Consider the following 12,028-nt stretch of genomic DNA (forward strand, 5'->3'; position numbering starts at 1 on the left):
GAACCTTATTTCGCAACTTGATAGAAGATGCCGGCAAGCGGCGCGACCGACAGGAGATCCTTGAACAACTTCCTGCCGGCGCTTTCGCCGACGACGACCAGGTCGTTGCCAAAAATCTCTGGATCCTCGGCGCGCGCGCCGCGAATGTCCTTGATATTGTACCGTGCAACCAGCCGCTGCCCACCGACCGTGCGGAATATGATCGCCTCGCGCAGCGACGCCAGATCGGATGTGCCGCCGGCGATCGCGACCACGCGGATCAACGTCGTCCGGCCGACCACGGGGTATTGGCCCGGCTTGTTCACGCTGCCCTCGACGGTCACCAACTGACCGACCGCCTCGGTAACGGTCACGCTGACCTGCGGGTTCTGCAGATATCGCCCGGCGAGCGCCGCCTCGATCTTGCGCGCCAGTTCGTTGGTGGTGCTGCCCATCGCCGGGATCTGGCCGATCAGCGGCATCGAAAAGGTGCCGCTGCCATCAACCTGGCCGTTGGTGGTCAGGTCGGACACGCCGAACACGGTCACGGTCAGCTTGTCGAGCGGCCCGATGCGGTAATCCGCCTGCTCGCGCGAAATGTCGCTGATCGACGGCGCGGGGAGCGTGGTCTCCACCTTGGCAGCCGTCGCGGTCTGCGCGTTGAAATTGGCACCCGCGCACCCGCCCAGCATGCTGGACAGCACAACGATTGCGATAAACCTGCCGTAAATACGCGCCTCCCTGCGCGGCGACGCCGCGACCATACTCGATGCCCGGTACCACATCTTATTTCTGCTCATAGCCCGGAAAAGCCTCATTCGCCAATTTGCCGCGCGATCGCCGCCGCGTGGCGGTGCGGCTTTCGTTCGGCGCGGTCAGGAACGCCGCGAGAAATGCGAAGGTCGCGGCGATGGCCCCGGTCCGCATCGGATAATCGCCGCCGCTGTGCAGCATCACCAGCGCCATGAACAACGCCGCGGTCGCCTGTTGCCGCCGCACACGCGACGATTCGTCGCCATTGCGCCAAATCCCCACCACGCGCACCGCGTACCAGATCAGGAACGCGACGATCAGCGCGATCCCCGCCAGCCCGGCCTCGATCGCGACTTGCGCATAATCGTGATGCGCCTGGTTCCAATAGCCGAAGTTCAGCGATTGGGCCTTTTCATAGCTTTTGAATACCGGCTCGAAGCTGCCCAACCCCGATCCGAACGGGAAGAAATCGTGGATGATCCGGCCGAATTGCGGCAGCAGGTTGACCCGCTCCTGCGTATCGGAACCCCATGCGAAACGGCCCGACAGCAACGTGCCGCTCAATACCAGGCCGAGCCCGGCGACCAATGCCAGCAGCACAGCTCCGGCGCCACCCAGCACATAGCTGCGCTTCAACCCGACGCGTTCGAGCGGCAGCATCGTCATCCCGCCAACTAGGGCGATGACCGAGAAGATCGCGCCGGCGCGCGAACTGGTGCCGGCAATACCGAACAAAAGGACGATGACGGCAATTCCGGCGGTCAACACGGCGGGCGCCACGATGCGTCCCGTCGTCGCCATCGAATCGCCCAGCCATGCCAGCGCGATGATGATCGCACCGGCCAGGAACAGCGACAGGTGGTTGGCGTTGGCGAAGAAACCGACGCTCGAATCGCTATTGGTCACGCGATAGAAATAGAGCGCGCTCGACGGCCCCGAGGTCAGCTGGAGCAGACCGAAAATCGCGCTGATCACCGCTAGTGCGAGCATCGCGCGCAACACCACCGCGCGCCCCGCGAAATCCAGATGCACGCCAAGGAGATACGCCGCCAGCGGCACGAACAATGCAAGCAGGAAATCGAGCGTCCGGCTCGGCGCCAGGCTGATCGGCAGCCAGGGCTGCACGCCGATTGCGGTGTATACGTCCTGGGCTAGTCCGCGGCCGGGCAACGCGGTCCACACCGACCATGGCAAGGGAATCAACTGGATCAACGGCAGCGCGAATACGGCGAGCCAAAAGAATAACGCAGGGCGCTCGACCCTGATCGGCGAACCGTGCCGTCGCCAGAACAGATAGACGAGCGCGATCAGCGCGGCGAGCCGCGGGACGATCGAAGTGCCGACATTGTACCGCGACGCGCCGCCGAACAACACGGCGGCCATAAGGAATATCAGCGCGGCGTAGAGTGTGTGCGGCCGGTTGGACCGGAAAAAACTCGGCATAGACGGTCGAATGGCCTCGGGCGCGCCCCGTGCGCGCGAAGCGCTAGGCCCTAGCTGCTATGCCCAGCGATGCCAAGCGCAGCAACCATATCCGGCAGTGATCGCTTAACGAAATTCCCGCTATCTCCAAGCCGATACGATCCCCGTGCGGGCGAGAGGCCGGTCCCGCACTCGCCGCAAAAATCTTTCGTCTCGGCCCGGTGTCGCAAACCTAGGCTAGTTATCAACGACTTACAGGGTTGGCGAAGCGAAGGGTCAGCACTACTGCCGCGTTATGAGTAACATGTGGCCTGCGCCAGTGACACCCGCGAAACGCGGTCGACGGATTCTGATGCTGCTGACCGATGCCTATGGCGGGCACGGCGGGATCGCGCTCGCCAATCGCGACGCGATCGAGGCGATGTGCCTCAATCCAGCGATCGAGCAAGTGGTGGCACTGCCGCGCATCGCGAAGCTGCCCTTGTCTGGTAGCTTGCCGGATAAGCTCGACTTCGACCTATCGGCGATCGGCGGAATGCGATCCTATTTGCGTGCGATGGCGCGAGCATTGCGTCGCGGCCCGTTCGACATGGTGTTTTGCGGGCACATCAACTTGCTGCCGCTGGCACGTGCGGTCGCGACGTTGCTGCGCGCGCCGCTGTCGCTGACCATCCACGGGATCGAGGCCTGGAAACCCAGCGAGCGTGCGATCACGCGATGGACGTCCGGGTCGGCCGATTTCATCACTGCGGTCAGCGGGGTGACGCTCGAACGGTTTCGATCATGGGCACCATATCCCGACGCGAAATGCGCGGTATTGCCGAACGCGATCCATTTCGACCGGTTTTCGGTCGGACCGAAGAATGCGGAACTGGAACGGCGCTACGACGTCGAGGGGCGCCGGGTCGTGATGACCTTCGGTCGTCTCGCCGGACAGCACCGCTACAAGGGGTTCGACCGAATGCTCGAAGCGCTTGGCGATATGATCGAACTCGTGCCCGACCTCGTCTATATCATTGCAGGGGACGGGGCCGATCGGCAGCGGCTCGAACGCAAGGCGCTGACCCTCGGTGTTGCCAAACATGTCCGTTTCACCGGCATGGTCGCGGAACACGAAAAGGCCGATCATTTTCGGCTGGCGGATGTCTATGCGATGCCGAGCCGAGGTGAGGGGTTCGGTTTCGTCCTGCTCGAAGCAATGGCCTGCGGGACGCCGTCGATCGGCAGCACCGAGGATGGCACGCGCGAAGCGATGCGCGAAGGGCTGTTGGGACCGATCGTCGATCCGCTGGATACGTCGGCGCTGGTGGATGCGGTGGTGTCGAGCCTGGAACGGCCGCGCGCCATCCCGCCCGGGCTCGACTATTTCGCGTTTCCCAATTTCGTGACGCGACTGAATACCATAACCGGCGAGGTAATGGCGCGCGCCGCGTAGCGCGGTGCGGTCATGCCGGCATGACCGCGCTCGATAGAATGCTCTCCAGCTGTGCTGCCCCGGCGTCCCAACTCACGCCGGAAATATCCAGATCGGGCGCCGCTGGGCGGCGTTCGCGCCACATTGCGTAAGCGCCATCGAACGCGTTCATCAGTTGCTCTTCGTCGCGGCAGACGTCGAGATGGCCGCGGACCCGCTTCGCCAGATCGACCGTTTCGGGATGTTCTCCAGGAAAGACGATGACCGGCCGGCGGCACGCCATCAGCTCCAGCGCCTTGTGATGGAAGCCGAACTCCGCCCAGAGGTAGCAGTTCGCCGCCGCGTCGTGGCACAGAGTGGCGAGTTCGCCGTGCGGCACATTGGGCGTTACCGACGTATCGCAAGCGAGCCCCGATTCCTTCACCGCGTCGGCGATGTCGGCGTAGCTGGCACCGGCATATCGGAACAGCGTCCCGCGCGCGCGGCTGCCGTCGCCCCGATCGACCCATTCGGCGAGGGAATGAAGGAAGCGGCGTAGAATGTCCGCGCCGTAGGCGCTGCCCACCAGCGTCACGAGGAAGCGGTCGGAGCGCGGCAAGCTGTCGCGCGGCGCCACCATGTCCGGCGCGACGCCGGAATAGATCACGTCGCGCGGCTGACCGAACCACCGGGCGGCCGCGTCGCCGTGAAGGACCGCGTTCGTCGTGAGGGCAGTCGCCTTCCGGAAACGTCGGGCGAGCGCTGCGTGCAATCCGGCCGGCACGTAGTTCGCGAAATTGTCTTTGAAGTCGATCGTCCAAGGCGTCCGCGCGCGCGCCGCCAGTTCTTGACCGACCACGAGATTACTGAGGTTCCCGAAGTTCGCCCAAACGATCTCAGGATGAAGCTCCTCAACGATCGTTTTGTATGCAGGCCGGGCGCCGGCGACCCAGTCCCCCTGCACGCCGCCCTGCGTGAGAATGAGCCCGGCGGTCAGCGCGCGCCGCACTGCGCCGGGCGTCGCATCCGAGCGTTGAACGGACAACATGGTCTGTGGCTTGAGTGCGCGTTCAACGAGCAGCGGCTCGCGCCAATCGTGGCCGCGAATCCGCTCCGCCAGCACTGTGTCGATCTCGTCCGTCGCCCCGTCGGGTGCCGGCGCGAGGATGAGGACGGCATGCCCCCGTGCCGCCATCGCCCGCGCGAGCGACGCGACGCGCAAGCCATATACGTGGCCGAGCGACGGGCTCATGTCCGATACGAAGACGCAGCGCATGGCTCAGGGGCGGTCGTAGCTGCGCGGAATGCGCCGTCCGTCGGGCAACGACCGGCCGGCGGGCCAGGCGACGAAGTTGCACACTTCGTCGGCGCCGCGCGTCAGCGATTCGAGCGGACGCAATTCGCCCTGATGGGCGATGGTGAACAGCGTGTAGCCGGCGCCGAGGCTGTCGAAGAACGCGATCGAGCGGCGCAGCACGTCTTCCTCATACGCCTCGAACACCACGACCGGCTTGCATCGTCGGATCGTTTCGCGACCGCCCGCGAGCACGACGTCTTCGAATCCTTCGACATCGATCTTGATCAAATCCACCGATTCGCCCGCAAACTCCAAGTCGAGGGTGGTCATCGGAACGCTCAGCGTGGTCGCGTCATGCTCGCTGCCGCTACCCGCGAACGACGACCGGTCGACTTGCGCGCGGAGCTTGAACTCGGCGGTCCCGGCTTCGGCGCCGACCGCCTTCGGGACGATCCGGACGCCAGTAAAGTGCGCTGCGACCTGGTCGAGATAGGGCTGACACAGCGAAAGCGGCTCGAACGTCACGATTCGCGCGTCGGGGGCGACGCCGGCCATTAACGCGGTGGTGTAGCCGATATTGCCGCCGACATCTGCGATCATCCGCGCGCCCTTTGCCGCGAAGGCGAGGACGTCGTCCTCGACAGCCTGGTGGGTGTAGTAGCCATAGACGGCGAGCGGATAGAAGACGTTGAGCGCGAGATCCCCGCGCAGGATGAAGCCGTTGGCCTTCAGCGTTGCCGGATAGCGTCCCAGGCCCGGCACCAGCGGGCGCAGAAGCGTGACCAGACGGTGGCCACCCCGGGGCGCCGCGCGCGCGACGCGCATGATAGCGGATGCGAGCATGCCGCCGTCAGAGCCCGTAGTCGCGAACGGGGATGTCGCCGCGCGCCATCCGCTCGTCGCTGATGCCGACATACATCGCGAACAAGGTCGTGCAAGAATCGAGATGCACGTCATAGACGAGCGGCGTCAGGAAGCCGTTGAACAGGTGGTAGAGCTTGTACGGCAGCTCCTCGAAATATTCGGTCGCTTCCCACAAATAGCGCTTCGACCCGGTCCACCCGCTGGCGAATTCGAACATGAAGATGTCGATGCGTTGTTCGCTGAGCAGCGTGCGCGCGCCTTCGAGGACGTGAAGGTCGTAGCCCTCGGCATCGACCTTCATGAAATTCACATGGTCGATTTTGTTTTCGGCGCACCACAGGTCCAGCGTCGTGATCGGCACCTTGTACGTCGTCGGCTTTTCCCCGGGCATTTCCTTCCGCTTCGCCAGGCTGTTGCACATATTGTCGTAATCGTGGAACTCGAGCTCGCCCGGTTCGGTCGATAGCCCCTGATTGACGAAGGTGATGCGATTGTCGCCGGCATAATCCCGGTCGTAACTGGCACGCGCGAACCGCGAGGGGTCGAAGCCGATTACGCGCGCCTTGGGCCGCTCCTTGAGGATTTCGGCGGTGGACGCGCCATCGTGGAATCCCACGTCGATCGCTACCGGCGTATCGTCCATCAACGTCGCCAGCCAGCGCTCGCCGTTTGTGTCGCCGTTGAGCGAATAGTTGCGCACAACCACGTCGAACTTGCGCCCGAAGCGGATCATGCGCCGCGCAATGCTCGCCCCCACGGGGTTCCAGAACAGTTTTTGCAGCAGGTGATGGCGGGTCGTCGTCTTCAACATGTACGTAAAATCCAGTTACAGGGCTCAGGCCGCGCTGCGCAGATCGGGCGTGGCGGGCGCGGCAATCCGGCCGAGGAATTCGCGGCGCCAGCTTTCGATGATGAACGGCTGCCACAACGTCCAACCCAGCCCGTCCTCGCCTTGCTCGACGCGAGTCAGCATCCGGTCCCAATAGCCCGCCATCCAGAACGGCGACTGGCGGAAGCTGTCCGACGCGAAGATGTCGCGCACTTGTCCGATCATGCGCGGCGACTTGAACCACAGGTCCTGCGGCGGATTGAAGCCCTGCTTGCGCCAGCGCGTGCGGATTTCCTCGGGCAGCACGCCGCGCATGCTCTCGCGCAGCAGCCGCTTGGTCTGGATTTCGCCCATCAGCAGATGCGGCGGGAGCGACAGAGCGAAGTCCGCGAGGCGGTGATCGCAGAACGGCAGCCGCACCTCGCGCGAATGCGCCATCGAATTACGGTCGCCATAGCGCAGCAGCGTGGTCAGGAAGCCGCCGAAACTATCCTCCGTCAGCGCGCTGGACAGCGCATTGAAGCCGGGAATCCGCGTGCGGCCATTCTCCACCATGATGCGCTGCGCGACGCCCGGTTCGATCGCGTAATACATGCTCGATCCGGCGCCAAGCCGGTTGGCGAGCAGGTGGCGGAGCCGGAAGGGCAGGCGGTCGCGCAAGGGTCGCGACGTTCCGTTGAGCGCGCCGCCATAGCGCGCCCGGATCTCGGGCAATTCGCGCTCCAGCCGGGCGGTGTCGCCGGTCTCCTGCAACGCCGCGACATACTGGCCGAAATATGTTTCGTACCCGCCGAGCAGTTCGTCCGCCCCCTGTCCGTCGAGCAGCACGGTGACGTTATGCTGCCTGGCGAGATCGAACACGCACCATTGCGCGAACTGGCTCGATCCGCCCGTCGGCAGCTCGTTGTGCCAGATGAAGCGCGGCAGATCGTCGAGCAGCCGGTCGACCGTGGGCTCGACCAAGTGACTCTTCACCCGCGCCGCGTCGATCACGACCTTGGCATAGTGGAACTCGTCCGCCGGCGTGCCGGGAAAGTGGCCGGTGAAGGTGTTGTATTCGGCGTCGTCCCCGATCAGCCCGCGGGCGATGCACACGATCGCGCTCGAATCGAGCCCGCCCGACAGGCACGACCCGACCGGCACGTCGCTGCGCAGCCGGATGCGCACCGAATCGGTCAGCAGTTCGCGGAATTCGGCAAAAATATCGGCGTCGCTCGCGTTTGCTCGATCGGCGTTGGCGCGTGGCGCGTAATAGCGCCAGAACTCGGGCCGCAGCGTGTCGAGGTCGAACGCCACCGCTTCGCCGGGCAGCAACTGCTGGACGTCGCCGAACACGGTTTGCCGGTCGGCGTCGAGGCCGGTGCTGGGATTGCACGCCGCGCGCAAGAGGCGAAGCTCGTCATACTCGTGCCCGACCCCGGGCAGGCTGAGCAGTGCCTTGTATTCGGAGCCGAAGATGAACGCGTCCGGTCGTGAGACGAACAGGAACGGCTTCTCGCCGTAGCGGTCGCGCGCGCCGAGCACCGTCCGCTTGGCGCGGTCGAGCAGCATGAAGGCGAACATGCCGTTGAGCCGGTCGAGCACGCCGCGGCCCCATGCGCGGTAGCCCTCGATGATGACTTCGCTGTCGCTTTCCGACACGAAGCAGGCGCCGAGCGCGATCAACTCGCGCTTCAACTCGATATAATTGTAGATTTCGCCGTTGAAGATCAGCGCGAAGTGGCCGTCAGGCGACAGCATCGGCTGGTCGCCGGCATGGCTGAGGTCGATGATCGACAGACGGCGATGGCCCAGCCAGACGCCCGCCCCCTCGTCCTGCCATTCGCCCTCGCCGTCGGGTCCGCGATGCGCGAGGCTGTCGAGCGCGGCGCGATAGCGCGCCACTTCGATCGGCCGTTTCGCCACCACGCCCAATATTCCGCACATGTTACGCCGTCTCCACCGGTCGCGCGCGCGTATCGCCCGGTGGGGGCACGAACACCGCGATCAGCGCCGCCGTTACCACCCACGCCGTCAACTGAATATAGCCGAGAAGCGCGCCGGTCAGCGTTTGCGCGAACCACAACGTCCCGCCCACCGCGATCAGTGCGAACGGCACGAACAGCCCGAGTTGTAGCCACATCCGCCCGCTTGCGACCAGTTCCTGCTGCCGCGCGGTGACGTAGGCGGTCGGCACCAATGCGATCAGGAAGAGCCCGAATAGGAAGCTCTGCCCGCGAAAGGCGGGGCCGTAGAGCGCGAGGATCAGGCTGGAGCCGAGGATAGCGACGATCGAGAAAGCGAGCGCCACCACCAGATTGAGCCAGATGTGATAGCGCTGCAGGCGCCGCGTCTGGGCGTGATCGTCATCGCCGAGATAGCGCCCCAGCATCGGCACGATCGCACTCGCCAGCGAGGCCATGATGACCAGGATCGGGGAGCGCCATTGCAGCCCGGTATTGATGATCGCCAAGTCTTTCAATCCGAGCGGCTGGCGGGTCAGATAGTAATTGCCGATCCACACCGACACGCCGGTCACCACCGACAGCAACCCGCTGGGTAGCGAGAAATCGACGATCACGCGCGCGGAGCCCCATGCCTGGTGGAAGTCGGTGTCGGCGACCAGCCGCCGGCTGATCGCGCGCGCCGGGATCGCCACCGCGATCAGGCGGAACACCGCGCCGCCTGCGACCACCGCGAGCACCGCGGTCAGCGTCGGCGAATAGAGCAGCACCGGGATCAGCGCGGCGACCGACAACAGAGCGGTCGCGACCCGCGCGATCGCCAGCGTCCGGAACCGCTCGCTCGCCTGAAGCAGCGCATCGCTCAACCCCGCCTGGACCGAGGCGAGCAGGATCACCCCGCCGAGCACGATCGGCCAGCCGAAACCGCCCGTCGTGAACAGCCAGCGCGACAGCGGCCCGGCGAAAATGACCGCGATGGCCAGCGCGGCGATTGTCGTCGCCAGCGTCAGCCGCCGCCCGAGCAGGACGACCGCGCCCGCCTTCGCCGGGTCGCGCGTCTGGAACCGCGACACGAAATAGATCACCGAGTAGGGCAGTTGCAGGCTGACGATCGGCGCGAGCAAGCTGATCGTCGAAAACAGCAGGGCGTAACGCCCGTAATTGTCGATATCGATCGCGCGCGCGATCAATACGGTCTGGGCGAGTGCGGTGACACGCTCGATCAGCGATGACGCGAACAGCCACCCCGCGCCGCGCAACCACCCTGCTACCGGGCTGTCGCTGCGCCAGTAGCTCGGGCTGAACAGCTTGCCGATCGCGGTCATCGCGGTCGCGCACGCGCCGTTGCGATGCCCTGTTTCAGCCCGGCGACGCTGGCCGCGATGTCGCATTCGTCGAAGATCGCGAGCGACCGCGCGCTCATCGCGGTGCGGCGCGCGTCGTCACCGGCCAGCGCGTCGATCGCCGCCGCCAGCGCCGCAATGTCGGTGCACGGAAACACGATCGTATTCTCGCCTTCGCGCGCGATATCGGTCGGCCCGACCGCGCCGATCCGGTCGCTCAGCACCTGCGGCAAGCCGATGCACGCGCCCTCCGAACAGATCAGCGGGTGCGGATCGTGCTGCGACGGATGCACCAGCATGTCGGCGGCCGCGTAGAGCCCCGGCAGCTTGTCGACGTTGACGAACCCGGCGAAGCGCGCCGCGACGCCTTGCGCATCGGCCTTGGCACGGAGCTCGTCGATCAACTCGCCGTTGCCCGCGAACAGCGCGATCACCTTGCGGCCTTTGCTCTGCGCGAGCGCGTCGATCAGGTCGCCAGGGCGCTTGCGCGGCGACAGCTTGCCGACGAACAACGCGACGATCGCGTCTTCGGGGATATTGTACAGCGCGCGCGTTTCGGCGCGCAGACTCGCGCGGTTGGCGCTGGCGGCACGATACGTCGCCTCGTCGATCGTGAACGGCGAGCGGAAGATGCGGTCGGCGGGCGCGCCGTAATGAATATAGAATTCGGCGTTTCGGTCGCCCACCGACAGCAACGCCGAATAGCGCCGGAAGATCGCGCGGACGACGACTTCCTTGAGCGCCTTCGTCACGGTCGTCCGGTCGCGCAGCAATTCGGAATCGCCGATCGTCATCAGCGGCACCTTGTGGCGGCGGCACCACCAGATCGCGCGGAACACGTTGGCCTGCATGTGACCATAGACCAGCACCACATCGGGCGCGAACGCCGCCAGCCGATCGGCGATGACCGGTGCGCTGGGCTTGCGCACGCTCGGCTGGCCGCCTTCGGGAACCTCGCCGAGGAACTCGTGGCTATAGCCGCCCAGCATGTCCATGTTCCAGCTGATCTGGGTCTGCATCTCTTCGTCGTAATAGGATTCGACGCCGATCGGCGCGCCGAACAGCACTCGGAGCTCGATATCGGGATCGGCGGCAATCGCGCGGTAGAAGGGCACGAAATGCTGGATCGGATGAGTGACGACGATCGCCAGGCGAGTCTTCACGTCAGCCTCTGGGTTCGAGCACGACGACCGGGCCATATTGGTCGAGCAAGGAAAAGCGCCCGGTCGCGAGGATCGCGGCGATCAGATCGTCGTGGCTGCCACGGTCGGGGACGCCATGCGTTTCCATGACGATGAGGCGCGCCTTGGCCAAAGCGTCGAGATCGTGCTCGACGATGCGCCATTCGACACCCTCGATGTCGCAGACCAGCGCGAAATCGGTCAGGCCGTGGCGGTCGATCAGTTGCGACAGCGTCACCGCGGGAACTTCGATCGTCGGTAATCCGCTGGCGTCGGCAGCAATCCGCCCGCTGTCCGATCGCTCGCCGAGTGCGAAGCGAACCGTGTCGCCCGCGCTGTAGCTGATCGCCGCCTCGATCACCTCGACCCCGCGCGCGCAATCGTTGATCGCCAGATTGCCGCGCAGCACCTTGGCCAGCCGCGGATCGGCCTCGACCACGAACTGACGGCGCTCCGCGGCGATCCGGCGGCGGATCGTGCAGCTGATCACGCCCAGGCTGCCGCCTAGCTCGATCACGTCGCACTCGACCGGCAGATATTTCTGCACGAAACGATATTCGGCCGATTCATACCCGTTGACCAGCAACGCCGCCTTGGTCTCGGCATCGACCACCGGGCTGCTCGTGTCGATCGTCAGCCCGCGGTGCGGGATCCGGTCGCGGAGCACGCGCGCAGCGACGATCCCGGTCCAGCGATTGGCGATGATCGGTCCGACGAACCGCTTCACATGGGTGGCAAGGCTGGTCATGCCGCCCCGATGGGTGAAGCGGCGGGGGTGGTCAAGGAAGCACTCATTGCGGCACGATCACCCAATCGCCGCCGCCGATATCGGTCGCATCGGCTTCGACCAGGGTGGCGTGCGAGACGAGCCCGGTGCTCGCCGATGCCATGCGATAGAATCGCGCTGGGGTAGGGAGGAGCGGCAGCAAGGCAGCGATTTCTTCCGCAACGGTGTGCGCGCCGCCGCCGACTTCGACCCATACGATCGGGCGGTCACGCTTGATGGTCGTCTGAAGCCCCGCAA

At 65.3% G+C, this 12,028-nt stretch carries 11 protein-coding genes; 1 reads left to right on the plus strand and 10 read right to left on the minus strand.

Going from position 1 to position 12,028, the window contains the following annotated elements; translation table 11 throughout:
* Positions 1 to 5 precede the first annotated feature (5 nt).
* Positions 6 to 764: a polysaccharide biosynthesis/export family protein gene (locus JWM94_RS10645; RefSeq protein WP_299426278.1), complete on the minus strand. Its 759-nt coding sequence runs from the start codon at positions 762 to 764 to the stop codon at positions 6 to 8.
* A gap of 1 nt (position 765) precedes the next feature.
* The gene (locus tag JWM94_RS10650; RefSeq protein WP_299426281.1) at positions 766 to 2,175 is read right to left on the minus strand and encodes an O-antigen ligase; all 1,410 of its coding nucleotides are present in this window, start codon (positions 2,173 to 2,175) and stop codon (positions 766 to 768) included.
* 331 nt (positions 2,176 to 2,506) lie between these two features.
* On the opposite strand from JWM94_RS10650, the gene JWM94_RS10655 reads away from it, so the two are divergent.
* The gene (locus tag JWM94_RS10655) at positions 2,507 to 3,589 is read left to right on the plus strand and encodes a glycosyltransferase family 4 protein (protein WP_299426284.1); all 1,083 of its coding nucleotides are present in this window, start codon (positions 2,507 to 2,509) and stop codon (positions 3,587 to 3,589) included.
* 10 nt (positions 3,590 to 3,599) lie between these two features.
* Here the strand turns inward: JWM94_RS10655 and JWM94_RS10660 are convergent, their stop codons facing one another.
* The 8 genes from JWM94_RS10660 to JWM94_RS10695 all read right to left on the minus strand — a co-directional run.
* The gene (locus tag JWM94_RS10660; protein ID WP_299426287.1) at positions 3,600 to 4,799 is read right to left on the minus strand and encodes a hypothetical protein; all 1,200 of its coding nucleotides are present in this window, start codon (positions 4,797 to 4,799) and stop codon (positions 3,600 to 3,602) included.
* Between the two features lie 27 nt (positions 4,800 to 4,826).
* Entirely contained in the window at positions 4,827 to 5,687 is an 861-nt protein-coding gene (locus JWM94_RS10665) for an FkbM family methyltransferase (protein ID WP_299426290.1), read from the minus strand.
* A 7-nt stretch (positions 5,688 to 5,694) separates the two neighbouring features.
* Positions 5,695 to 6,519, minus strand: a complete 825-nt coding sequence (locus JWM94_RS10670) for an FkbM family methyltransferase (protein WP_299426293.1) — start codon at positions 6,517 to 6,519, stop codon at positions 5,695 to 5,697.
* A gap of 24 nt (positions 6,520 to 6,543) precedes the next feature.
* The gene (gene asnB, locus JWM94_RS10675; protein WP_299426296.1) at positions 6,544 to 8,463 is read right to left on the minus strand and encodes an asparagine synthase (glutamine-hydrolyzing); all 1,920 of its coding nucleotides are present in this window, start codon (positions 8,461 to 8,463) and stop codon (positions 6,544 to 6,546) included.
* A 1-nt stretch (position 8,464) separates the two neighbouring features.
* The gene (locus JWM94_RS10680; RefSeq protein ID WP_299426299.1) at positions 8,465 to 9,805 is read right to left on the minus strand and encodes an oligosaccharide flippase family protein; all 1,341 of its coding nucleotides are present in this window, start codon (positions 9,803 to 9,805) and stop codon (positions 8,465 to 8,467) included.
* Positions 9,802 to 10,986 carry a glycosyltransferase family 4 protein gene (locus JWM94_RS10685; protein WP_299426301.1) on the minus strand — a complete coding sequence of 395 codons (1,185 nt, stop codon included), beginning with the start codon at positions 10,984 to 10,986 and terminating at the stop codon, positions 9,802 to 9,804. The genes JWM94_RS10680 and JWM94_RS10685 overlap by 4 nt, the downstream gene beginning before the upstream one ends.
* Before the next feature lies 1 nt (position 10,987).
* The gene (locus tag JWM94_RS10690; protein WP_299426304.1) at positions 10,988 to 11,752 is read right to left on the minus strand and encodes an FkbM family methyltransferase; all 765 of its coding nucleotides are present in this window, start codon (positions 11,750 to 11,752) and stop codon (positions 10,988 to 10,990) included.
* 43 nt (positions 11,753 to 11,795) lie between these two features.
* A partial coding sequence (locus tag JWM94_RS10695; protein ID WP_299426307.1) for a hypothetical protein occupies positions 11,796 to 12,028 on the minus strand: 233 nt, incomplete at its 5' end.

Source organism: Sphingomonas bacterium (assembly GCF_028289855.1).
In the GTDB taxonomy this organism is placed as follows: Bacteria; Pseudomonadota; Alphaproteobacteria; order Sphingomonadales; family Sphingomonadaceae; genus Sphingomonas.